Source organism: Pseudarthrobacter ribosi (assembly GCF_055412865.1).
This window is the reverse complement of record NZ_JBVAYZ010000008.1, coordinates 140,907-163,266: the sequence shown is the minus strand read 5'-3', so window position 1 is coordinate 163,266 and position 22,360 is coordinate 140,907. Positions and strand designations below refer to the sequence as shown.

The 22,360-nt window shown below is 66.4% G+C and carries 19 protein-coding genes; 5 read left to right on the top strand and 14 right to left on the bottom strand.

Features of this window, described 5'->3' with window-relative positions:
- Positions 1-35: 35 nt before the first annotated feature.
- The 7 genes from ACZYZ5_RS11040 to ACZYZ5_RS11010 all read right to left on the bottom strand — a co-directional run bounded on the left by ACZYZ5_RS11040 (position 36) and on the right by ACZYZ5_RS11010 (position 7,525).
- Positions 36-812, bottom strand: coding sequence for an SDR family NAD(P)-dependent oxidoreductase (locus tag ACZYZ5_RS11040; protein ID WP_463901767.1), 777 nt, complete (start codon positions 810-812; stop codon positions 36-38).
- A gap of 27 nt (positions 813-839) precedes the next feature.
- Positions 840-2,219, bottom strand: coding sequence for an MFS transporter (locus tag ACZYZ5_RS11035; RefSeq protein ID WP_463901766.1), 1,380 nt, complete (start codon positions 2,217-2,219; stop codon positions 840-842).
- Positions 2,220-2,335: 116 nt separating this feature from the next.
- Positions 2,336-3,304 (bottom strand): 3-hydroxyacyl-CoA dehydrogenase family protein, encoded by a 969-nt coding sequence (locus ACZYZ5_RS11030; RefSeq protein WP_463901765.1) that lies wholly within the window; start codon positions 3,302-3,304, stop codon positions 2,336-2,338.
- 2 nt (positions 3,305-3,306) lie between these two features.
- A complete protein-coding gene (locus ACZYZ5_RS11025; RefSeq protein ID WP_463901764.1) occupies positions 3,307-3,789 on the bottom strand; it encodes a ribose-5-phosphate isomerase in 483 nt (160 codons plus the stop codon).
- Entirely contained in the window at positions 3,786-5,567 is a 1,782-nt protein-coding gene (gene dhaL / locus ACZYZ5_RS11020) for a dihydroxyacetone kinase subunit DhaL (protein WP_463901763.1), read from the bottom strand. The genes ACZYZ5_RS11025 and dhaL overlap by 4 nt, the downstream gene beginning before the upstream one ends.
- Before the next feature lie 28 nt (positions 5,568-5,595).
- Positions 5,596-6,594, bottom strand: coding sequence for a sugar phosphate isomerase/epimerase family protein (locus tag ACZYZ5_RS11015; RefSeq protein WP_463901762.1), 999 nt, complete (start codon positions 6,592-6,594; stop codon positions 5,596-5,598).
- 250 nt (positions 6,595-6,844) lie between these two features.
- Positions 6,845-7,525 carry a DedA family protein gene (locus tag ACZYZ5_RS11010; protein ID WP_463901761.1) on the bottom strand — a complete coding sequence of 227 codons (681 nt, stop codon included), beginning with the start codon at positions 7,523-7,525 and terminating at the stop codon, positions 6,845-6,847.
- A 498-nt stretch (positions 7,526-8,023) separates the two neighbouring features.
- On the opposite strand from ACZYZ5_RS11010, the gene ACZYZ5_RS11005 reads away from it, so the two are divergent.
- The gene (locus ACZYZ5_RS11005) at positions 8,024-8,455 is read left to right on the top strand and encodes a DUF7144 family membrane protein (protein ID WP_463901760.1); all 432 of its coding nucleotides are present in this window, start codon (positions 8,024-8,026) and stop codon (positions 8,453-8,455) included.
- 78 nt (positions 8,456-8,533) lie between these two features.
- Here the strand turns inward: ACZYZ5_RS11005 and ACZYZ5_RS11000 are convergent, their stop codons facing one another.
- The 3 genes from ACZYZ5_RS11000 to ACZYZ5_RS10990 all read right to left on the bottom strand — a co-directional run bounded on the left by ACZYZ5_RS11000 (position 8,534) and on the right by ACZYZ5_RS10990 (position 11,681).
- Positions 8,534-9,061: a DUF427 domain-containing protein gene (locus ACZYZ5_RS11000; protein ID WP_463901759.1), complete on the bottom strand. Its 528-nt coding sequence runs from the start codon at positions 9,059-9,061 to the stop codon at positions 8,534-8,536.
- A gap of 198 nt (positions 9,062-9,259) precedes the next feature.
- Positions 9,260-10,510 (bottom strand): non-homologous end-joining DNA ligase, encoded by a 1,251-nt coding sequence (gene ligD / locus ACZYZ5_RS10995; protein ID WP_463901758.1) that lies wholly within the window; start codon positions 10,508-10,510, stop codon positions 9,260-9,262.
- A gap of 61 nt (positions 10,511-10,571) precedes the next feature.
- Positions 10,572-11,681, bottom strand: coding sequence for a cytochrome P450 (locus tag ACZYZ5_RS10990; protein WP_463901757.1), 1,110 nt, complete (start codon positions 11,679-11,681; stop codon positions 10,572-10,574).
- Positions 11,682-11,919: 238 nt separating this feature from the next.
- Here ACZYZ5_RS10990 and ACZYZ5_RS10985 point away from each other — a divergent pair, with 238 nt between their 5' ends.
- The 3 genes from ACZYZ5_RS10985 to ACZYZ5_RS10975 all read left to right on the top strand — a co-directional run bounded on the left by ACZYZ5_RS10985 (position 11,920) and on the right by ACZYZ5_RS10975 (position 15,055).
- Positions 11,920-12,399 (top strand): GNAT family N-acetyltransferase, encoded by a 480-nt coding sequence (locus ACZYZ5_RS10985; protein ID WP_463901756.1) that lies wholly within the window; start codon positions 11,920-11,922, stop codon positions 12,397-12,399.
- 58 nt (positions 12,400-12,457) lie between these two features.
- Positions 12,458-13,396, top strand: coding sequence for a 5'-3' exonuclease (locus ACZYZ5_RS10980; RefSeq protein WP_463901755.1), 939 nt, complete (start codon positions 12,458-12,460; stop codon positions 13,394-13,396).
- Positions 13,397-13,585: 189 nt separating this feature from the next.
- Positions 13,586-15,055, top strand: a complete 1,470-nt coding sequence (locus tag ACZYZ5_RS10975) for an APC family permease (protein WP_463901754.1) — start codon at positions 13,586-13,588, stop codon at positions 15,053-15,055.
- Between the two features lie 26 nt (positions 15,056-15,081).
- Here ACZYZ5_RS10975 and ACZYZ5_RS10970 read toward each other — a convergent pair whose 3' ends face one another.
- The gene (locus ACZYZ5_RS10970) at positions 15,082-16,098 is read right to left on the bottom strand and encodes a LacI family DNA-binding transcriptional regulator (RefSeq protein WP_463901753.1); all 1,017 of its coding nucleotides are present in this window, start codon (positions 16,096-16,098) and stop codon (positions 15,082-15,084) included.
- Between the two features lie 94 nt (positions 16,099-16,192).
- Positions 16,193-17,656: a sugar porter family MFS transporter gene (locus ACZYZ5_RS10965; RefSeq protein WP_463901752.1), complete on the bottom strand. Its 1,464-nt coding sequence runs from the start codon at positions 17,654-17,656 to the stop codon at positions 16,193-16,195.
- A 299-nt stretch (positions 17,657-17,955) separates the two neighbouring features.
- Here ACZYZ5_RS10965 and ACZYZ5_RS10960 point away from each other — a divergent pair, with 299 nt between their 5' ends.
- Positions 17,956-19,578 carry an SLC13 family permease gene (locus ACZYZ5_RS10960; protein WP_463901751.1) on the top strand — a complete coding sequence of 541 codons (1,623 nt, stop codon included), beginning with the start codon at positions 17,956-17,958 and terminating at the stop codon, positions 19,576-19,578.
- Between the two features lie 100 nt (positions 19,579-19,678).
- Here ACZYZ5_RS10960 and ACZYZ5_RS10955 read toward each other — a convergent pair whose 3' ends face one another.
- Together ACZYZ5_RS10955 and dctA are read right to left on the bottom strand one after the other, a co-directional pair.
- Positions 19,679-20,845 carry a glycerate kinase gene (locus tag ACZYZ5_RS10955; RefSeq protein WP_463901750.1) on the bottom strand — a complete coding sequence of 389 codons (1,167 nt, stop codon included), beginning with the start codon at positions 20,843-20,845 and terminating at the stop codon, positions 19,679-19,681.
- Between the two features lies 1 nt (position 20,846).
- A complete protein-coding gene (gene dctA, locus ACZYZ5_RS10950) occupies positions 20,847-22,349 on the bottom strand; it encodes a C4-dicarboxylate transporter DctA (protein WP_463901749.1) in 1,503 nt (500 codons plus the stop codon).
- Positions 22,350-22,360: the final 11 nt, after the last annotated feature.

Below are 22,360 nucleotides of genomic sequence, written 5' to 3'. Positions count from 1 at the left end.
ACAGTAGTCCGGCGCGGTCCTTCGCGTCACGGCGGTCAGGAAATCTGCAGTCCTCCGTTGATATCGTACGTCGCGGCCGTGATGAAGCCGGCGTCCTCGCCCATGAGGAATACCATCAGCGCGGCGATGTCCCGCACGGATCCCACCCGGCCCACCAGGATGTCGGCCGACATGGCGGTCTTTCGCTCCTCCGTCAGGGTTCCACCCATGATGTCAGTGTCCACGGGGCCGGGAGCCACACAATTGACGGTCACTCCGTGCTGGCCCATTTCCCGGGCCAGCGCCCTGGTGAAGCCGATGATGGCAGCCTTTGAGGCACTGTAGGCCACCTTGGAGTACGTGCCGCCTCCGCGCTGGGCGGAGATGGACGAGACGCTCACGATCCTGCCTAGCTTCCGCTCGATCATGCCCCTGAGCACGCGCTGGGTGACCAGAAACGTACCGGTCATGTTGATCTTGAACACCCGCTCCCAGGCCTCGAGTGTCTCGTCCATGAACTCCGTGGGTGAGCTGATGCCCGCCAGGTTGGCCAGGCCAATGATCGGCGGCAGCGTGGACTCGACCTCATCGATGGCGGCGTTGACGGCGGCCGGATCGGACACGTCAGCGCCAACCCCGACCGCCTTGACGCCGTAGGCGTCGGTGATTTCCTTCGCCGCCTTCCGCGCCGCGCCGCCGTCGATGTCCAGGATCGCAACCGCCCAGCCTCCGCTGGCGAGCATTTCCGCCGTCGCCCGTCCGATGCCGCGCGGAGAGGCCGCACCGGTCAGCACCGCCGTCCGCTCAGCCGGGAACTTTGCTTGCTGAGTCATGGCCTTAAACCCCTCGTCGCCTGGTTGTCAGTTCTTGATGTCGAAGTCGTCGGCGGCTACAGCTTCCTCGCCGACCGTGGCCGGCGTACCGGGCTTCACATGCCCTTCCGGACGTTTGCGTGCGTAGAGGTAGGTGGCCAGGGCGGTGATGCCGAGGCAGGCTGACAGGAACACCAGGCCGGAACGGTTGTCTCCGGTGGCGTCATTCAACAGCCCCACGGCGTAGGGAGCAACGAACCCGCCGAGGTTACCAAGCGAGTTGACCATCGCCAGCCCGGCTGCTGCCGCGGCGCCGACCAGGGCCGTCGCGGGCATGGCCAGGAACGGGGCAATAGCGGAGTAAATCCCCATGGCCGCCAGCGTCAGGGCCATAAGTGCCAGGATCGCGTTGACCTGGACCAGGTAGCCGGCGGCCAGGAGGCCAATGGCCGCCATGATCATGCTGATGGTTGCATGGAGGACCCGGTTGCCGGTGCGGTCCGAGCGCTTGCTCCAGAAGTACACGAAAACCGCCGCTATTGTGTAGGGGATGGCAACGATGAAGCCGACCTGCGTGGTGGTGAAGTTGCCGAGTGCTGCCACGATGGTCGGCATCCAGAGCCCGAGCCCATAGATGCCGCAGACCAGCCCGAAGTACAGCGCTGCGTAGGCAATGGTCCGCGGGTCCTTGAGGCCGGCCAGGAAGTGGTGCGGCTGCCCCTTCTGGTGTCGGACAAGCTCCTCGTCCATGGTCCTGGTCAGCCATTCGCGCTCATCGTCAGCCAGCCAATGCGCCTGGCTGGGGCGGTCGGTCATGAGGACCGGGGTCAGTATGCCGAGGATAATAGCCGGGATGCCTTCAATGATGTAGAGCCACTGCCACCCCTGCAGGCCCCAGATGCCGTCCATCTGCAGCAGCAGGCCGGAGACCGGTGCGCCGAGGGCGTTGGAGATGGGCTGCGCCAGAATGAAGATGCCCAGCACCGTGACGCGCTGGGCCGCCGGGAACCAGAGCGTCAGGTAGAACAGGATGGCCGGGAAAAACCCTGCCTCGGCCGCACCCAGCAGGAACCGGATGATGTAAAAGCTGGTCTCGCCGTTTACCAGGCACATCGCCGTGGCGAAGATGCCCCATGAGATAAGGATCCGGGCGATCCATTTGCGGGCGCCGAACTTGTACATGCCGGCGTTACTCGGGATTTCCAGCAGCGCGTAGCCGAGGAAGAAGATGCCTGCGCCGAGGCCATAGGCCGATGCGCTCAGGCCGATGTCCTCGCTCATGGTCAGCTTCGCGAAGCCGACATTGTTCCGGTCCAGATATGCAATGAAGTAGAGCAGGACGATCAGCGGCATGATGCGGCGGCGGGCCTTGCGCAGAGTGCGCTGGCCCAGCTCGTCGAGATGGTTAGCAGGATTCATGGACGTCATGGTGCACCTCGCTCTGTGAAACGAGCCCGCCGGGGTCCTTCAGCGGAACAGTTCAGGTTTACCACTCTGCAACCCAATAGTCACCAGATTTACTGGATCGACCGTGCCCGGATCGCTCAGTTGATGGGGGCGGGGCCGAGCTCCTCAATGAGCTTCTGCATGGCCACGTACGCCTTGTTCCGGTAGGCGATCAGTTCCGGGGTGCGCTCGGCGGGGACGTTGAGGAAGCCCGCCCCGGTTTTGGTGCCCAGCTTGCCGGCCTCCACCAGGTCGGTGAGGATCTTCGGCGTCGCGAAGCGCTCCGGGAATTCCGTCTGCAGCGACTTGTAGCAGAAGTTGTAGACGTCCAGTCCCGCCATATCGGCGATGGCGAACGGTCCGAAGAACGGCAGCCGGAAGCCGAAGGTGGTGCGGACCAGGGTGTCGATGTCCTCCGCGGTCGCGATTTCCTGCTCCACCAGCTGGGCGGCCTCGTGGAACAGGGCGTACTGGAGGCGGTTGAGCACGAAGCCGGTGACGTCCTTGACGACGGCGGTCTGCTTGCCGGCGGCGTGCACGAGTTCACGGACAGTGCCGATGGTGGCCGGCGAGGTGCCGGCGTGGGGGATGATTTCCACGCCGGGGATGAACGGGGAGGGGTTGGAGAAGTGCACGCCCAGGAACCGGCCCGGGTTGGCGACGGGCTCGGACAGCTCCGCGATGGAGATGGTGGAGGTGTTGGAGCCGATGATGGCGTCCGGGCGGGCGGCGGCGCTGATGCGGGCGAGGGTCTGGTGCTTGATGGCGATGACTTCGGGGACGGCTTCCTCGATGAAGTCGGCGTCGGCCACGGCTTCCTCGATGTCCTGGGCGGCCCAGAGGTTTTGCTCCAATATCCTCCTGGAGCCTTCCGGAAAGAGACCGTCAGCGACGAACTGATCGGATTCGGTCAGCAGCCGCTCGTAGTTCTTCTGGGCCACTTCGGCGGACACGTCGGCCAGCGCCACCCGGGCGCCGCCGAGGGCCAGGACCTGGGCGATCCCGCCGCCCATGTAACCGGAACCGACGACGGCGATTCGTCGTGAGCTATTCGGCGTATCGGTCATGGTCAGTCAGCCTCCGTGTAGTCGGATTCGTAGGTGCCGATGGCGTCGACCTTGGCGGCGGAGGAGGAGCTTTCGTCGAAGCGGTGGCTGAGCCATTCGCCCACGAGTTTTTTGGCGAGTTCCAGGCCGATGACGCGCTGGCCCATGGTGAGGACCTGGGCGTTGTTGCTGAGCACGGATCGTTCCACCGAGTAGCTGTCGTGCGCGGTGACGGCACGGATGCCGGGGACCTTGTTGGCCGCGATGGCCACGCCCAGGCCCGTGCCGCAGATCAGCAGCGCCCGGTCGGCTTCGCCGTCGGCCACTTTCCTTGCCGCGTTGACGGCGAGGTGGGGGTAGGCGGTGGCGTCATTGGCGCCGACGCCGATGTCCACCACGGACGCCACGCGGGGATCCGCTTCGAGGAGTGCCTTCAGGGCGTTTTTATAGTCGACGCCGGCCTCATCGTTGCCGATGACAATGCGCAGACCTTCGGTGTCAGTCATTTCTTTTGTGCTCCATTTCCGGCCCCTGAGGCCGTGTCGGATGTGGCCGGTTCAGGCTTGGCCCGAATCGACGCGAGGTGGCGGGCGATCCGCTCGGAGATCAAGGCGAAGGAGACCGCGCCGGGGTCGGGGTGTCCGAGGCTCTTTTCAGCGAGCGGACGGGCGCGGCCCTTGAGCGGTCGGAGATCAGCCGTCCGGTCCGCGGCTGTCTGCGCGGCGGCAGCGGCGCCGGCGAGGGCATCGGGAAGGGGCGCGCCGGCGCCGACCGCGGTGAGGAAGGCGTCCCGGAACGGCAGGAGCGCGTCGACCATGGTCTTGTCGCCCAGCTCGGCTTTGCCGAGTTCGGTGATGGCGTCGACGAAGGCGGTGACGGCCGCGGCGGCTGCGTCCCCGCCGGAGTAGCTGTCCCGGTTTCCCAAAGCGAGGCCGGCCGCGATGACCGCCGAGCCCCAGAGCGCGCCGGAGGTGCCGCCGGCGCGTTCACTCCAGGCCTCCCCGGCCGCGGTGAGGACCCGTTCAACGGAGGCTCCTCCGGCCGCCGCCTGCTCGGCGGCGGCGACTGCGGCGTCCACGCCGCGGCGCATCCCGATGCCGTGGTCCCCGTCCCCGGCGATGGCATCGAGGTTGCCCAATTCCTCTTCGTGGTCGACGACGACGTCGCGCACCTCGGTGAGCACGCCCGCGGCCCGCCGCCCCAGGTCCGCTGCCGCGGTCGTGGGGTTTTCGGTCGCTTCGGCGGCGGTCTCGTCGGCCGCGGCGAGTTCGCGGCGGGCCCGCGGTGCGAGGTTCCCCTTGCGGAACGCCGGGGTGTCGGCCGGTGCGGCCCAGTACTGCTCGAGTTCCTCGTCCAGCCACAGCAGGGTCAGGGACAGTCCGGACATGTCCAGGCTGGTGACGAGTTCCCCGCATTCGGGCTCCACCACGGTCAGCCCGGCGGCGTCGAGCAACTTCTCGATTTTTCCGAAGAGCAGGAACAGTTCGTCGTACTTGACCGTGCCGAGGCCGTTGACGATCGCCACCACGCGGGTGCCGGCGTCGTGCGGCTTGTCCGCGAGCAGTTTCGTGACGAGCAGTTCGGCCAGTTCAGAGGCGGTCGGCATCGGGTGCTCGGAGATGCCCGGTTCGCCGTGGATGCCCAGGCCCAGGGACATCTGCCCTGCGGGGACCGTGAACAGCGGCGCGTCGGCTCCCGGCAGGGTGCAGCCGTCGAACGCCACCCCGAGGGAGCGGGTGCGGTAGTTCGTCCGGATGGCGAGGCGTTCGACGGCGTCCAGGTCCAGTCCGGCTTCGGCGGCGGCGCCGGCGATTTTGAAGACCGTCAGGTCCCCGGCGATGCCGCGGCGCTTCTCGATCTGGTCCAGCGGGGCGGAGGCGATGTCGTCCGTGACGAGCACGGTGCGGGTCTGGATGCCTTCGGCGTTCAGGCGGAGTTGGGCCTGGCCGAAGTGCAGGACGTCGCCGGCGTAATTCCCGTAGCTCAGCAGCACGCCTCCGCCGGCGTTGGCGGCCTTGGCCACCCGGTAGACCTGCCCGGCGGCGGGGGAGGCGAACATGTTCCCGCAGGCCGAGGCGGCGGCCAGGCCGGGTCCCACGAGTCCGGCGAAGGCCGGGTAGTGCCCGGAGCCGCCGCCGACCACGAGGGCGACCTGCCCGGCCGGTATCTCGGTGGAGCGGACGACGCCGCCGTCCACGCGGGCTACATAGCCGCGGTTGGCTGCCACGAAGCCGTCCAGTGCCTCATCCGCGAAATCAGCGGGATTGTCAAAGATCTGAGTCATCGTTCCTCATCGAATCCGTCGGGGTTTATCAGTTCTGATGGGTACCGGCGGGCTGCTGCCGGCCCTGGGCCACCTGGCTCTGGCCCAGGGTGTAGCCGTCGGTCTTGGGCAGGACCTGGCGGCGGAGGTAGTCCTGGTTGCTGGCCGTGACGCTGAGGCCGTCGCCGCCGTAGTGCTCGGTGCAGAGGATGCCCTGGAAGCCCGCGGAGAGTGCCACCTTGAACGCCTCGCGGTAGTTGATCAGGCCGCTCTCCATCGGGGCCGGCATCGCGACGTAGGTGTCGCGGGCCACGTCCTCGTCGCGGATGTAGTTCTTCATGTGCCAGTAGTTGGAGTACGGCAGGGTCTTGGCGACCATCTCGCGCCAGTCCTCGATCGGGCGGTGCAGCCGGATGAGGTTGCCGATGTCGGGGTTGAGGCCGACGTTGGCCAGGCCGATGTCCTGGACCAGCTGCACGGACTGGTCCGCGGTGCCCAGGTAGGTGTCCTCGTACATTTCCAGGGACAGCAGGACGCCGGCCTCGGCGGCGTGCTGGCCGAGTTCCCGCAGGCGGGTCACGGCTTGGCCCCAGGTTTCCTTGTCTCCCACCGGGTCCTTGTAGCCTTCGACGGTCCAGAACCAGAGCTGCTTCTGCTGTTCGGCGGTGATGGCCTGGTGCAGCCCGAAGGAGACAACCTCGCAGCCCAGCTCGGCGGCGGCGTCGATGGTGCGGTGGCTGTAGGCAAGGTTCGCCTCCCAGTTGCCTTGCTCGATCACGCTGCGGCGGATCGCGGAGATGACGGGGATGCCGATGCCCACGTTGTCCGCGGTCTGCTTGAATTCGGTGAGCCGGGCCGGGCTCAGGTCACCGGGGCGGATCCAGCTGTCCGTGAGGTCCGCGTTGGTGAAGCCGGCGTCCTTGACCTCGGTGAGGACCTCTGCCCAGGCGGAGGCCTCGGCGTCGTTCACGTGGGTGCCCCGCGCATCGGTTCCCGGGAACTGCAGCAGCGCTGCGGTGATGGGCCAGTTTTCCGCGGTGTAAGCCATGGTGTTCACTCCTTCGTGAATCCCTGTTTCCTAGGATCTGCAGCCGGCAGGCAGGATGTAGTCAACGACACACTGACTGTCCTGGCGACACTCAAAACCTATCCGGGTGGCCCTTCCTTGTGAAGGGTCACTTCTGAGGTGCTGCGTCCATCGCTGAGCCGATATTCATCAGCCTCACGGCAATCAGGTGCCGGACGTTCAAGTGTCGGGGCCGAGGATCTCGGGCGGGACAGTTTGGACCCGGGCTTCATTAGGCGTCGGGCACGCCGTCCCCTGACCCTTTCGTTGGCTTGAGCTTCCGGCGTCTGCGCCGGCGCCAGACGATCACCAGGCCAAGCACGACGATGGGGACCAGCACCCAGCCGCCGATGTCGAGAGCGTCACCGATCGCATGGGCCAGCGCCCCGGCCAGATAGGCGAGGACGCTGAGGCTCGCGACCCAGGCGATGGACCCTGTGATGGTCCACAGCAGGAACTTGGGCCACGGCATCTTGGCGGACCCGGCGGCAATGGCGCCCCAGAGCCGGACGACGATCACCCAGCGGCCGAAGAACAAGGCTTTGCCGCCGTGCCGATCGAAGAACGACTCCAGCTGGACGATGCGATTCTCGTCGGCGTGGAAGCGCTGTGCAAGTCGCAGCATCAACGGACGGCCCCCCACCCGCCCAAGAATGTAGCCAATGGTGCTCCCGAGCATGGCGCCCAGGCTGCCGACTGCGATAACGGCAGCAAGGTTCAGATCTCCGTGCCGCGCCGAGGCGTAAGCCCCAAGCAGGACGGCCACGGCGGGCAGCGGGACCCCGGCGCACTGGGCCAGCACAATCACGAAGACGCCGAAGTAGTACCCCCATTCGTCCGCAATCCCTGCTTCCGCGGCGATGACGCCTGCCCAGCCGAGCGCCGCGACGCGGAGGACAGCTAATCCGGTCATCGCTCACACCTCAATCCGCTGCTCCGCCGTGGTTCAGAATGACGGTCCCCGCGCTGCCCGCGTTTGTTCTGCGGTCGTGACCCCCGCGACGACACCGGGATGGCCCTTGTCTACCCTTGTGGCCCGGGCTGCGTCAAGAGCACGCTGCGGTCACAGCCCGCCCAGCGCCGGCACCGCGTTTCCGGCCTCTCGGCCCTGACGGGCTGCTGTTCTTCACCGCGCATCCGGGCAGCTCCACGGCCTGGACAACCTCCCCGCCGGCGCCGCCGAACTGCCGGAACAGGATCACAAGCCCTACCCCCGGTGCGTGAGGTCACCCGGCGCGGATGAGGTGCCGCACCTCACGGGGGCACAGGATGGAGCTGAGGCGGTCCGTCGGATCTCAATTTACCGGCCCGGACTGTGAGGAAAATCAGCGTAATCGGTATTAGCATCACGACACGACTGCGCCGACCATGAGGTCGACGGCAGAGAATTCAACGGAAAGCGGTCGACAAAATGAGTACTGCCCATCATCCCGTCGCTTCAACTGGCTGGACCGGTTGGGTCCGTTTTGCCGGAGTCATTCTGATCATCAACGGCGTTTTCAGCGGTCTTCAAGGTCTCGTCGCGCTCACCGGGCCCGATACGTACTATTTGTCGACCCAGGGCGCGCTGTTCATGTTCGATGCGAAGGGTTGGGGCTGGTGGAATGTGGCTCTCGGGGTGCTCTTGATCCTCACCGCTGTCGCGCTCTTCTCCGGTGCAACGTGGGCTCGCATCGTTGCCGTCGTCGTTGCGGGCGTCAGTGCGGTCGTTCAACTGATGCTCATTCCGGCGCAGCCATGGTGGTCCCTCATCGTCATCGCCATCGACGTGCTGATCATCTACGCGGTCATCGCCCACGGCGATGAGCTTCGGACCGGAGAAACGCCGAAGGTCGACTCCTAAACCGGCAAGGCAAACGGGTTCTTCTTTTGATCCGGGAGGCAACGGCAAACCGGCAGGTTGCTCCGGTTCGCGATGTGCTCACCACCCGGCAGTGCCCGGCCCACCCTTGAACGGGCCAGCGATCTGCGTGGTGATCCAACCGCCGTAGAAGTCACCTTCCTGGGAGGTCACCTGCTCGCCGTCGACCTCGCAGGAGTCCATGTGACCCGGGTAGAGGGCCACCCGGGTACTGAGCGCCCCGAACCCCCGGGCGGGTTTCGGGTAGGTCCACCCCGCACGGGGAGCAACGACTCCGCCGGCAACGACGTCGAAGTAGTGCGCTTCGCCCTTGAACTCGCAGAAGCTGGTGCCCTCGACCGGGACGAGTACACCGGCAGGGAACGAGCCCAATGGCAAGTAGTAGACAGGCGGATGACTCGTCTCCAGGACGCGCACTGCATCGGTGGTGTCGGCAATTACAAGCCCGCCAAGCCGCACGATAACCCGTTCGGATCGCGGCTCGACCCTTGGCGGCCGCGGGTAGTCCCACACCGATTCCTGACCGGCCTTGGGCTGGATGGGCTGGGGACGCCGGAAGAAGCCGGAAAGACCTTGAGCGTTAGTCATGTCCCCATGCTGGCACCTTTTGCTGGGATGCCACCGTGAACGCCGGGGGAGGTCTCGGTTGGGGCAGATCGATGGCCAGATGACGCTCGGCAGGGTGCGGATTGCTTCATCCGCGCATGGACCTGGATTGGCGAAATTCCCAGGTCACGCCGGACGAGTGTGCGCGCTGCTGCCCGACGGAAGACTCCGGGGGGAGGATCACGCCGAGCCCGCACTCGACCCCGGCCAGTCCTTGCCCGCCCACGGGTCGTAGTCAGCGATGAGCTCCTCCTGCGGCGGGCGCTCATTCTCGGGGACGTGCTGCAGGTTCACCCGCACCCGGTACCAGAGCGAGCTCGATCCGCGCATCCCGTCGACGAGGATGTCGGCGGGATGCAGGGCCGGGACAAGGTCCGCATGCCGGGTCTTCCATTCGTCGAGCGCCGCGAGCGCCTCGGACTTGGTCTTCGTCCGGGCCACCTCGACAAGCGGCATCACCGACTGCCGGCGGCCCGAGCCGTCGCCGCCGCGCGGCGGCTTTTCCGCGGGGCCGAGCTCGGCGGCCAGGCTAAGGAGCCCGTCGAGTGAGCCGGTCGCGTCGTCGATGCCGGCGTGGGGATCGCCCATCGCTGCGAAGCGCTCGAGCACCGTGGGCACCGTGAACTGTTCCGGACGGGCGGAGCCAACCTCGTCCCAGGTGAGAGGAGTCGAGACCCGGGCGTCGGGCAGGGGGCGGATCGAGTACGCCGATGCCACGGTGCGGTCCTTGGCGTTCTGGTTGAAGTCGACGAACACACTCTCGCCGCGCTCCTCCTTCCACCACCGCGCGGTGGCGAGGCCCGGAGCGCGGTTCTCGACCTCGCGGGCGAGGGTCTCGGCGGCGAGCCGCACGTCGCGGTAGGACCATTGGGGCGCGATGCGCACCAGAATGTGGAGTCCGCGCGATCCGCTCGTCTTCGGCCACCCCACGAGTCCGACGTCGTCGAGCACCTCCCGCGCGACATAGGCGACGTCGACGATCTGGGACCAGCCGACCCCCGGCATCGGGTCCAGGTCGACCCGCAGCTCGTCGGGGTGCTCGAGATCCTCGGCGCGCACGGGGTGCGGGTTGAGGTCCAGACATCCAAGATTCACGACCCACGCCAAGCCCGCAGCATCCCGGATGACGGCCTCTTCGGCTGACGTCCCCGACGCGTAGTGCAGCGTCGTCGTGTGGATGAAGTCGGGGTGGTTTTCAGGCACGCGCTTCTGAAAAAACGGCTCGGCGCCGATCCCCTTCGGGAAGCGCTTGAGCACCATGGGGCGCCCGCCGGCGCCCCGCAGGGCACCATCCGCTACGGCGAGATAGTAGCGAACGACGTCGAGCTTGGTCAGCCCGGGGTCGGGGAACACCACCTTGTCCGGACTCGAGATGCGAACCTCGGTGCCGGCAATGTTGAGGATCTCGGCAGGAGCCTTCGACGGGTTCATTTTGCCACGCTAGCAACGATCGGATGTCCCAGCCAGACCAGCTGCATGGACGCCATTGCGGTCAGGCTGCCTGCCAGCTGGCCGGGAGCGTCTTCACCCCATAGACGATGGTGCTGTCCATCCGTTCAAGGTGCGACGCAGGGGCGAGGGTCAGTCCGGGCAGCCGCGTCAGCGCTGCCTCCAGTGCAATCCTTGCTTCCAGTCTTGCCAGCGGGGCACCGAGGCAGAAGTGAATGCCGTGGCCGAACGCCAGATGCCGGATCTGGCCGCGGTCGATGTCGAACTGGGCTGCCCGCTCGAACTGCCGCTCGTCGCGGTTCGCGGAGCCGATCCACGCCACCACCGGGGCGCCGGCCGGAATCTCCATGTCGCCCAGGGTGGTGTCGGCAGCCGCCACCCGGTACATGGACTGGACCGGGGACCGAAAGCGGAGCACCTCTTCAATGGCTGGGGGAATCAGGGAGGGTTCCTGCACTAACCGTTCGATGGTGCCGGGCACTTCGGTGAAGCACAGAACCGCGTTGCCGATCAGATTGGTGGTTGTTTCATTCCCGGCGACGAGCAGCAGGGCGCAGAAGCCCAGCAGCTCGGCCACGTTCAGTTTCTGCCCGTCAATTTCGGCGGCGAGCAGGTTGCTGATCAAATCATTGCCGGGCCGGCTCCGTCGCCGTTCGATCAGGTCCAGGAAGTACCCGGTCATCTCTTGGTTGGTGACCTGATGGTCCTCAGTGGTCGCTCCGGTCCGCGTTTGGCTGACGATGACGTCGGACCACTGCTTAAAGCGGTCACGGTCAGCGGCAGGTATGCCCATGAGTTCCGAGATCACGATGACCGGCAGCGGGTACGCCAACGACTGGATCAGGTCCGCTGTTCCGAGCGAAGCGATCCCCTCCAGAAGCTCGTTCGTGAGCTCCGTGATGCGGGGAGCCAGCGCGTCCACAGCTTTCGGCGTGAACGCCTGGGTCACCAGGGAGCGCAATTGCCGGTGCCGCGGGGGATCGGTGGTGATCAGGCTCGACGCGAACAGGTGGCCTGTCTCGGATGGATCGTCGCCCTGCATCCGGGAGGAAAACCTGGCATGTTCCGAGAGCACCTGCTGCACGTCGTCATACCGGAAGACATGCCAACTTCCCGATTGCTCGTCGTGAAAGACAGGTGCGGACTCGCGCATTCTCTCGTAGTGGGGAAATGGATCTAACGGATGCTCACTGGCCGGGGCGAAGTCCATGGCTAGCCTCCCTGCTCAGCCCGGCGATCTATCGGCCCTGATGACCGTCGGGGCGTCGAATTGATTGACCCGTGGAAGCCTGAGTTTATTCGCGCCCGCTCCACATGTCAGTAGGCAAGTGCGGCGGCCGCGCCCAACGCCAGGGTGGACGCGGGCTCATAGCGCCCAGCATGATGAAGCGGTGACTTCTGATGACTCCGGAAACCGCGGGACGCCGCGCCGGGCGACTCCGGCCGACGCGGCGACAGTTGCCCGAATGCTCCACGATTTCAACACCGAGTTTGAGACGCCCAGCCCGGGCGTCGAGGAGCTGACGTCGCGGCTGGCCCAGTTGTTGACGGGCGAGGACGTGGTGGTGCTGCTGGTCGGCGAACCGGCCGGCGGAGTCGCGGTGCTTAGCTTCCGGCTCAATGTCTGGTACCGGGGTCCGGTCGCGATCCTGGACGAACTTTACGTTCGTCCGGACCTGCGAGGCCAGCTTCTGGGCAGCACGCTGCTCGCCGCCGCATGCGAGCTGGTACGGGACCGCGGCGGCGAGTTGATCGAAATCAACGTCGACGGCGAGGACGGTGAGGCGCGCCGATTCTACGAAGCACGCGGTTTCACCAACACAGAGCCCACCGGCACAGAGCCGATGCTGTATTACTACCAAGAGCTCTGAACGGCAGTCCGGGCCCGAGCCGGGTTCTCAGGGGGGTTCTTCCGTGTCAGGATCAGGTATGCCCGACCGCCTGATGCTGCTCGACACCGCGTCGCTGTACTTCCGCGCTTTCTACGGTGTTCCCGACACGATCCGCCGCGACGACGGCACTCCGGTGAACGCTGTGCGCGGGCTGCTGGACATGATCGCGCGGCTCACCACCGACTACGACGCGACGCATCTCGTGGCGTGCTGGGACGACGACTGGCGCCCGCAATGGCGGGTCGACCTCATCCCGAGCTACAAGTCCCACCGGGTCGCGGAGGAGGTCGCGGGCGGCCCCGACGTGGAGGTCGTGCCGGACGCGCTCGAGGCGCAGATTCCGATGATCCGCCGGGTGCTCGAGCTCGCTGGCATCGCCGTCGTGGGGGCGGCCGGGCATGAGGCCGACGACGTCATCGGAACCTACGCCAGCCACGCCCGGCTGCCCGTCGACGTGGTGACCGGGGACCGCGACCTCTTCCAGATCGTGGACGACGCCCGCCAGGTGCGGGTGATCTACACCGCGCGCGGCATGAAAAACCTTGAAGTCCTCACCGACGCCGTCATCGTCGCCAAGTACCGCGTGCTGCCCGGGCAGTATGCCGACTATGCCACCCTCCGCGGGGACACCTCCGACGGGCTTCCGGGCGTCGCCGGCATCGGCGAGAAGACCGCCGCGACACTGCTTGGCGAGTACGGCACCCTCGAGGGGCTGCTCGCAGCCGCGGCGGACGCCGGAAGCGGGCTGTCCGCGTCCGTGCGGTCGAAGCTCGCAGCGGCCACGGACTACCTCGCGGTCGCGCCCGCCGTCGTAAACGTGGTCCGCGACCTAGACCTGCCGACGCTGGAAGAGGCGGGCGCTCAGCTGTGCCCCGTCGCCGGCGAGTCGCGCGCCGAACTCGAACGCCTCGCCACCGAGTGGAACCTTGGCGGCTCGGTCAGGCGGCTCTTCGACGCGCTCGACCCTCGTCGCTGAGCGGAAGCTGCGCTACTGAATCGCCGCCACGGAACGGGAGTTCTCGGCCGATCCAGGCGCGACTCCGCGGTTCCGAGCGTTGGTTGTTGCCAAAGCGACGCCGGAAGGCCAAGGTGAAGTAGGTCACATCAAGATCGGGAGTCCGGCCGCGGCTCATCAGGGAGCCGCGTACCTGTTGTGGAGGTAAGCATGAGCACCACTGAAGACAAAGTGTTCGACGCAACTCCTGAAGGTAACCCACCCGAACTCAAGCGCGTCCTGGGACCCAAGCTCCTTCTGCTGTTCATCGTCGGTGACATCCTCGGCGCCGGTGTGTACGCCGTCACCGGAACGATGGCCGGCACGGTCGGCGGCCTCGTGTGGCTGCCGTTTCTGCTCGCGTTCATGGTCGCGACGCTGACCGCCTTCTCCTACCTGGAGCTTGTCACGCAGTACCCCCAGGCGGCCGGTGCAGCGCTGTACACCCACAAGGCGTTCGGTATCCACTTCGTGACCTTCCTGGTGGCGTTCGCCGTCGTTTGCTCCGGCATCACAAGCGCCTCGACATCCGCGAATGTACTCGCCCAGAATCTTTTTGGGGGCTTTGTGGTCAACGGCTGGATGGGCATGCCCGGACAGGGAGCGGTCACCGCCGTCGCGATGGGCTTCATGCTGCTGTTGGCGGCGATCAACCTGCGCGGCGTGGGCGAGAGCGTGAAGTTCAACGTGGTCCTGACCCTGGTCGAGATGACCGCCCTGTGCATCGTGATCGGCGTCGGCTTCTACGTGATTGCCCAGGGGACCGGGAACTTCGCGGAGATCACCGTCTTCACCGACCACCAGGACAAGGGGTTGTTCCTGGCCGTCACCGCCGCCACCTCCATCGCGTTCTTTGCAATGGTCGGCTTCGAAGACTCGGTGAACATGGTCGAGGAGACCCAGAATCCGGAGCGGATCTTCCCCCGGACCATGCTGACCGGTCTCGGCATCGCGGTGATCCTCTACATGCTGGTGGCCGTGTCTGTGGTTACCGTGCTCACGCCCACCGAACTCGAAGGGATCAGGGAGGCCGAGGGCGCCGCGCTCCTCGAGGTGGTGCACAAGGGCTCACCGGATTTCCCGATCGACAAGGTGTTTCCATTCCTCGCGGTCTTCGCAGTCGCCAATACTGCATTGATCAACATGTTGATGGCCAGCCGCCTGATCTACGGCATGGCCCGCCAGGACGTCCTGCCGCGCGCGCTGGGGAAAGTCCTCCCGGGACGCCGTACGCCGTGGGCCGGCATCGTTTTCTCGACCGTCCTCGCCCTGGGGCTTATTTGGTACGTCACCAGTGACCCGGAGAGCAACGTCGTCGCGAACCTCTCCGGCACAACGGCGTTCTTGCTGCTGTGCGTCTTCACCGTGGTGAATGTGGCCTGCCTCGTGCTCCGCGGCAAGAGGGACCCCAACCGCAAGGTGTTCTTCACCTCGCCCGGGCAACTGCCGTTCGTCGCGGCCCTGCTGTGTGCCTTCCTCGCCGGTCCGTGGGTCGGCCGGCCCGTCATTCAGTACCAGATCGCCGGGGGGCTGATGGCGATCGGCGTCGTGCTGTGGTTCATCACGTGGCTGATCACGAAGCGGACCAACACCCGGCAGGGCGAACCTGTCGGCATCCAGAACATCGGCAAGGACGAATAGCTTCCATACCCCGGATCACCGGGACGTCAGCGCGGGAGCGCCGTGCTGTTTCGAACGACCAGGCGCGGGGTCAGCACTTCGGTGCGTTGCGGCAGGGCGGGGTCTGCCATTCGTTGGAGGAGCAGTTGGGCGGCGCGGATGCCGACCTCCCGGCTGACGGGATCCACGCTGGTGAGGGAAAGGTGCCGGATTCCGGCCAGGTAGGTGTTGTCATAGCCGATGAGCGAGAGCTGCGACGGAACGCCGATGCCATGGTCGTCGGCAGCCGAGAGTGCTCCCACGGCGAGGATGTCGTTGGCGGCGAGGACTGCCGTGGGAGGCCGCCCGGTTTGGATGAGGCTGTTCATCGCCTCAAAGCCGGAGTGTTCGCTGAGGTCCGTTTGCACCACCCGGATGTGCTCCTGGAGGCCATGGCGGGCCATCGTGTCCCGGTAGGAGCCCGCCCGCAGTCCCGCGGATTCCGTGGGCGCGCTGAGGTGGGCGATGTTGTGATGGCCGAGTCCGATCAGGTGTTCGACGGCGAGGCGGGCTCCGGCGACGTCGTCGTTGGTGACGATGTCCGCAGGCGGGAGCTGCACGGCGCGGGCTCCGGCGACAACGGTCGGTGTGTGCGCGGCCGCCCGCGCGAGCGTGTCATCGTGCTGGACATCTCCGGCGATGATCAGCCCGTCGACACGGAGATCCATGAACGCGGACACCGGGCTCTCCCCGGGCCGGGCCAGATAGGTGGGATCGCTAAGGACCATCCGCAGGTTCTCGTCACCGAGTACGCTCTGCAGCCCGTCGAGCAGTTCCACGAACCAGGGGTTGGCCAGATCGTCGAGCAGGACACCGACAATTCTTGTGCGCCCGCTGGCGAGCCAGCGGGCCGCGTTGCTCGGCCGGTAATCGAGCGCCGCTATGGCCTCGGCAACCGCCTGCCTTCGTTCCTCGCTGACCTTGGGGGAGCCCCGCAGTACCAGCGACACGAGGGCGCGGGAGACGCCGGCCTCCCGCGCGACGTCGTAGATTGTGGGGCGTTTGGCCGCTTCCTGGTCCTTCACTCCACTCCCCGAACTTCATTCCCCGACGATCGGCCGCTTTCTGCGGCTAAGCCTATCGCGGCCAAAGTGTCCTGACTCTGACGAGGACGAACCCCTACTTGGCAGCGGCGGCCTTCTCGCCGGAAGCCGTCGGGGGCACGATGACGGGCAGGCTGCCGGTGCGGAAGTGCACCTCCAGTTCCTCGAGCGACTGGCCCTTCGTCTCCGGAACGAACCTGGACACGAAAAGCAGCGATGCGAGGTTCACCGCTGCGAAGACCGCGAAAGTCCCCGTGGAGCCCAGTGCGACGACGAGGATCGGGAACAGGAAGGAGATGGCGGCATTGACGGTCCAGAGGGCGAAGACGGCGATGCCCATGGCGAAACCTCGGATGGCCATCGGGAAGATCTCGGAGAGCAGAAGCCAGACGCAGGTGCCGATGAAGCACTGCACGAAAGCGACGAAGAGCATCATGGCGGCAAGGATGGTGTAGCTGACGAAGTCCGATTGCGGCAGCGTGAAGACGACGGCGAGGATCGCCTGGGAGGCGACGACGCCGGAGAATCCGATGACGAGCATGCGGCGCCGTCCGATGAAGCCGAGCAGGTAGATGCCCAGGACCGTCATCAGCACCGACGTCGCACCCACCGCGACGGTGGCCACCAGGGACGCGCTGACGCCGAGTCCGCTGCGTTCCAGGATCGAGGGTGCGTAGTAGTTCACGGTGTTGATGCCGGTTGCCTGCTGGACGACTGCGAGGCCGATGCCGATCCACAGGAGTTTGCGCATCCACGGATTGTTCTTCAGGTCACGCCATGCGTGGGATCGCTCGCTCTTTGCTGTGTTGGCGGCGTCGACGATTTCCTTGTATTCGGCGTCGGCTTCTGCCGGGCTGCGGCTGAGGTCGAGGATGCGGCGGCTGTCCGCAAAACGCTCCCGGATCGCGAACCAGCGCGGCGATTCGGGCAGGACGAGCATCCCGATCAGCAGTGCGATGGCGGGGATGGATGCGACGCCCAGCATGAGGCGCCAGACTTCCGGATCGTGGATGAGGGTGTCCAGAAGTGCGTTGATGGCAAAGGCGAGCATCTGTCCGGTCACGATCATCAGTTCGTTGATGGTGACCATGCGCCCGCGCAGGTGTGCCGGGGCCATTTCCGCGAGGTAGAGGGGGCAGGTAACGGCTGCGGCGCCAACGCCCAGGCCCAGGATGACACGGGCCACGACCATGAAGCCCACGGTCGGGGCGACTGCGCAGCCCAGGGCGCCCACCAGAAAGAGCAGCGCGCAGACCAGGAGCGTGCCCCGGCGGCCGAGCGTGTCCGCCAGCCGCCCGCCGCTCAGCGCGCCGAGCGCCGCGCCGGGGAACAGCAGGGCGCTGACCACCATGGCTTCCTCGACGGGGCTCATGTTCAGCGAGTCCTGCATGTAGAGCAAGGCACCGGAGATGACTCCGGTGTCGTAGCCGAACAGGAGTCCGCCGAGAGTTGAGATGACAGTGAGGCGGGTGAGATACCCGCGATGCTTGGACCCCGGGTTGTTCCGCTGTGCGGTGGGGCGTGCTGCGTGCAACGACATTGTTGGCTTCCTCGGATCGTGTGGCCCGATCGGATGGACCGGTGGTAGGGAAATTTCGGCAAGTGTGCCAAGTCACGTTCCAACAACGTTAGAGCGCTCTAACGGGAGAGTCAAGACTTTGTTCTGACATGCGGTCAAACTGTTCCGCCGGGTCCGGGCGGATGTGACGGAATCCGATCTTGGGTCTCGGCCAGGCCCCCGTCCGGCGGTGCGTTCTAAGATGTGAAGGCTTGGCTCCAGGTGTTCCGTTCCGGCTGTGAACTGGCGCCGGCCGCTAACACCATGACGGAAGGACGCGGATGTCCACGGATCTGCCTGCAGGGCCCCGGAAATTGTCCGGGCGCACGGACGTCCGCACTGCCCTGCTCGGCGGGAAGACCTTCCGGAGCCTCAGCGAACAAACGCTGTCGCCCAAGGAGGAGAAGTTCGAGCGGGCGCGGCAGACACTGGGATTCTTCCTGGCGCCCACGGTCGCGGTCCTGTTCGCGCTGCTTCCGGTGCCGATGGACCGGACGCAACAGCTGCTCGCGGCGGTCCTGCTGGGAGTGATCATCTTGTGGATTTGTGAGCCGGTGCCCATTCCGGTGGGAGGCCTGCTCGGGGTTGCCGCTGTGGTGATCCTCGGCGTGGCCCCGGCCAGCGATGTTCTGGCGCCGTTCGGGTCGACGACGATCTTCACCTTTATCGGCGCCTTCATCCTGGCCCAGGCGATGCTCAAGCACGGCATCGCGCAGCGCCTGGCGTTCGCCGTGCTTTCCATCCCCGGCGTGGCCAGGTCCACCTACCGCGTGATCATCGCGTTCGGTGTCATCACGTGTTTGTTGTCGGCCTTCGTGTCGAACACGGCGACGGTTGCCATGCTCATGCCCACGGCACTCGGCATTCTGGCGGTGATCGGCCAGCTCATGCAGGACCGCGGCATTGTCCGGGCGGACTTTGACCCGCTGCGGCTGCGGGTCGGCGCGGCGCTGATGCTGATGCTCGCCTACGGCGCCAGCGTCGGCGGCCTGCTGACACCGGTGGGGTCTCCGCCCAACCTCATCGGCCGCGGCCTCATCGAGGAGGCAACGGGCGAGCGCATCTCCTTCGCCCAATGGACCGCCACCGCGGCCCCCCTCTGCCTGGCCATGTTCGTGGTGCTGGCCCTGATCATGTTCCTGCTCAACAAGCCCGAGGTCCGCCGGATCGAGGGCGTCGAGGACTACATCCGTGAGCAAAGGGCAGCCCAGGGCAGGATGTCGCGTGCCGAAATCAACACCCTCATCGCCTTCGGGTTCACGGTCACCCTCTGGTTGCTCCCGGCTGTCGTCAGCCTGGCTGCCGGCACCGACTCCGCGCTGTATGCCCTTTTGGACGACCGGCTGGACGAGGGCATCGTGGCGGTGCTCGGGGCCTCGCTGCTGTTCATCCTGCCGACGAACTGGAAGGAACGCCGCGCGACGCTCACTTGGGCGGACGCCGCCAGGATCGACTGGGGGACCATCATCCTCTTCGGCACCGGCATCATTTTCGGCTCACTCCTGGCAGCCACCGGACTCGCGGAGACCATCGGGACCGCCGCGTCCCAGAACATTCCCGTCACGAACATCGTCGCGATCACCGCCTTCTCCACGATGCTGGCGATCCTCATTTCGGAGACGACCAGCAACACGGCCTCGGCCGCCGTCGTTGTTCCCATTGTCATCCCGCTCTGCACCGCGATCGGGGTTGACCCGTTCGTGCCCGCCCTGGCGGCCACGTTCGCCGCCTCATTCGGGTTCATGCTGCCCGTGTCGACACCCCAGAACGCGATCGTCTACGGCTCCGGCACGGTTCCGATCATCCGGATGATCCGCACCGGGGTGGTATTCGACATCATCGGTGCACTGCTCATCATCGGTATCGTCCCGGTGATGGTCGCGGTCACCGGCATCGGCGGATGACCCGGCGGCGCCGCCAGCCAGCCGGTCCGGGCAGCAAGAAACGCCCGTCCGTGTTACCCCCGGACGGGCGCTTCTGCTTCCAGCAGCAGGTGAAGATCCGCTACAGGAGGCTGGTTCCGATGTCCTTTCCGATCCGCTGCAGCAGCGCGGCGGAAAGCCCGGGGTCCTTGGAGGAGTCCTGGTCGGTGTAGTCCGCCAGGGTGTAGACCCGGGACAGGGCCATTTCGGACCACCGTTCCCGGGGGAGGAGGGAGCGGCCGGCGACGGCGATGATCGGGCGTTGGCCCGAACGGCGTGCGACGGCGGCGGGCAGTTTCCCGGCCAGGGTCTGTTCGTCGATGCTGCCCTCGCCCGTGATGACGACGTCGCAGTTGTCCTTGCGGGTGTTGAAGTCCAGCAGGTCCAGGAAGTAGTCGGCGCCCGAGACCTGCGTCGCCCCCAGCAGCAGGCAGGCGTAGCCGATGCCTCCGGCGCTTCCGGCACCTGCATGACCGGCGAGTGCCGCCGCAGAGCTGAACCCGGCTTCGGTCATTTTGGCAACGAAATGTTCCAGGCCCTTGTCCAGGGCTGCGACGTCGCCGGGTCCGGCGCCCTTCTGGGGTCCGAAGACCGCCGGCGCCCCCCGGGAACCGCGCAGCGGGTTGTGGACGTCGCTCGCGACGATGAGTTCCGTGTCGGCCAGTTCAGGGAGCGTGGACCGGTGGACGGAATGGATCAGGGCCAGTTCCCTACCGGAGCCGCAAAGCTGCCGGCCCGCGGCGTCGCGGAAGCTGTAGCCGAGGGCGGTGAGCATTCCCATGCCGCCGTCCGTGCTGGCACTGCCGCCCAGGGCCAGCACAATCCGTGCCGGGTTCAGGCTGAGTGCGAACAGGACCGCTTCGCCGAAGCCCCGGCTGGAGGCGTCCAGCGGCTCCAGGCGTCCGCCCGGCAGGAGCCCGAGGCCGCAGGTGTTGGCGACCTCGACGACGGCGGTGCTGCCGTCGAAGGCGACGCTGGCCGCGACATGCTGGCCGGTGGGTCCGGCGACGGTGTGGCCGCGTCGGCTGAAGCCGGCGGCGACGGCGGCGTCGACACTTCCGTCTCCTCCGTCCGCCAGGGGAAGCAGGTCGCAGTGGACCTCTCCGGCTCCGGCCCTGCCGGATGAACCGGTTGCAGAGCGGAGCCCCGCGGCCAGGGCGTCCGCCACCTCGGCGGCGGTGAGGCTTCCTTTGAACTCGTCGGGTGCGATGAGGGTGCGGATGGCCCTGGGGGCGGTGGCGTTATGCATGTCAGACGGTTTCCGAGTAGGCGGGGGTGCGGTCCTTGGCCGGGAGCACGCCATCGGTGGCGGGTCCTGTGTGCCGGGGGCCGCTGTTCCCGAGGGCGGGCTGGCTGTATTCGGTCAATTCAGCGTCGAAGTCCGTGCCGTCGTCGAGCTCCTGCTGGGCCTGGCCCGGCATGGGCTCAACGGTTTCGCCGGCGAAGACGCGGCGGGCGCGGTCCGCGTCCAGGGTGCGGTCCCACCAGGCGATGAACAAGGTGGCGACGGCATTGCCGGTGAAGTTGACGAGGGCCCGGCACTCGGACATGAACTTATCGATGCCGAAGATGAGCATGATCCCGGCCGCCGGGATGGTGCCGATCGTGGTCAGGGTGGCGGTCAGGGCGATGAACCCGCCGCCGGCTACGCCGGCGGCGCCCTTGGAGGTCAGCAGCATGACGGCGAGCAGGCCGAGCTGCTGGCCGAGCGTCAGGTCGGTGTTGGTGGCCTGGGCGATGTAGAGGGCGGCGAGGGAGAGGTAGATCGCGGCGCCGTCGAGGTTGAAGCTGTAGCCGGTGGGGACGACGAGTCCGACGGTTTCCTTCTTCACGCCGGCGTGCTCGAGCTTGCGCATCAGGCCCGGGAGGGCCGGTTCTGCGGTTGAGGTGCCCAGGATGAGCATGTATTCCTCTTTGAGGTGGCGGATCATAGTGAAGATGTTCAGCTTGAGGAAGGCCATCACCGAGCCGAGAACGATGACGACGAAGAGGATTGAGGTGATGTAGAAGAGGGCAATCAGTCCGCCCATGCTGGTGAGGGAGGAGACGCCGAACTTGCCGACGGCGTAGGCCATCGCACCGAAGGCGCCGATCGGGGCGGCCTTCATGATGAAGCCCAGGATCTTGAACATGACCCCGGTCAGGCGCTGCACGCCGTCCAGGACGGGTGCTCCGACCTTGCCCATGGCATTCAGGGCGATGCCGAAGACCACGGCGATGAAGATGATCTGGAGGATGTCTCCTTCAACGAACGGGCCCACGATGCTGGTGGGGATGATGTGGGTGATGAACTGCCACCATTCCTGGTTGGCGCCGGCGTCGATGAGTTTGGCAGCCGAGTCGGAGGTTTCGATCGAGTCGGCGTCGGCGTTCACGCCGTCGCCCAGGCGGAAGAGGTTGATCGCGACCAGGCCGAAGACCATGGCGAGGATGGTGCCGACCTGGAAGTAGGTCAGGGCCTTCAGTCCGGTCATGCCGACCTTCTTCAGGTCCGCGACGCTGGCGATGCCGCCGACGATGGTCAGGAACACGATCGGGCCGATGAGCATCTTCATCGAATTGACGAAGGTCGTGCCGATGGGTTCCATGGCGATGCCGACGGTCGGGGCGAGCCAGCCGACCAGGATGCCGCAAACAATGGCGGTCAGCACCCAGAAGTACAGCTGCTTGTACCAGCGTGTCTTGGGGGACGCGTTCCTGGCTGCATGAGTCTTTGCCGGGGCAGCCGGGCCGGCGGTGGTGATGTGATCCATGATTCCTACCT

Bases quoted from the DNA above. Each gene is read 5' to 3' on its own strand.
- ACZYZ5_RS11040 (WP_463901767.1), bottom strand. From the start codon at position 812: ATGACTCAGCAAGCAAAGTTCCCGGCTGAGCGGACGGCGGTGCTGACC.
- ACZYZ5_RS11035 (WP_463901766.1), bottom strand. From the start codon at position 2,219: ATGACGTCCATGAATCCTGCTAACCATCTCGACGAGCTGGGCCAGCGC.
- ACZYZ5_RS11030 (WP_463901765.1), bottom strand. From the start codon at position 3,304: ATGACCGATACGCCGAATAGCTCACGACGAATCGCCGTCGTCGGTTCC.
- ACZYZ5_RS11025 (WP_463901764.1), bottom strand. From the start codon at position 3,789: ATGACTGACACCGAAGGTCTGCGCATTGTCATCGGCAACGATGAGGCC.
- dhaL (WP_463901763.1), bottom strand. From the start codon at position 5,567: ATGACTCAGATCTTTGACAATCCCGCTGATTTCGCGGATGAGGCACTG.
- ACZYZ5_RS11015 (WP_463901762.1), bottom strand. From the start codon at position 6,594: ATGGCTTACACCGCGGAAAACTGGCCCATCACCGCAGCGCTGCTGCAG.
- ACZYZ5_RS11010 (WP_463901761.1), bottom strand. From the start codon at position 7,525: ATGACCGGATTAGCTGTCCTCCGCGTCGCGGCGCTCGGCTGGGCAGGC.
- ACZYZ5_RS11005 (WP_463901760.1), top strand. From the start codon at position 8,024: ATGAGTACTGCCCATCATCCCGTCGCTTCAACTGGCTGGACCGGTTGG.
- ACZYZ5_RS11000 (WP_463901759.1), bottom strand. From the start codon at position 9,061: ATGACTAACGCTCAAGGTCTTTCCGGCTTCTTCCGGCGTCCCCAGCCC.
- ligD (WP_463901758.1), bottom strand. From the start codon at position 10,510: ATGAACCCGTCGAAGGCTCCTGCCGAGATCCTCAACATTGCCGGCACC.
- ACZYZ5_RS10990 (WP_463901757.1), bottom strand. From the start codon at position 11,681: ATGCGCGAGTCCGCACCTGTCTTTCACGACGAGCAATCGGGAAGTTGG.
- ACZYZ5_RS10980 (WP_463901755.1), top strand. From the start codon at position 12,458: ATGCCCGACCGCCTGATGCTGCTCGACACCGCGTCGCTGTACTTCCGC.
- ACZYZ5_RS10975 (WP_463901754.1), top strand. From the start codon at position 13,586: ATGAGCACCACTGAAGACAAAGTGTTCGACGCAACTCCTGAAGGTAAC.
- ACZYZ5_RS10965 (WP_463901752.1), bottom strand. From the start codon at position 17,656: ATGTCGTTGCACGCAGCACGCCCCACCGCACAGCGGAACAACCCGGGG.
- ACZYZ5_RS10960 (WP_463901751.1), top strand. From the start codon at position 17,956: ATGTCCACGGATCTGCCTGCAGGGCCCCGGAAATTGTCCGGGCGCACG.
- ACZYZ5_RS10955 (WP_463901750.1), bottom strand. From the start codon at position 20,845: ATGCATAACGCCACCGCCCCCAGGGCCATCCGCACCCTCATCGCACCC.
- dctA (WP_463901749.1), bottom strand. From the start codon at position 22,349: ATGGATCACATCACCACCGCCGGCCCGGCTGCCCCGGCAAAGACTCAT.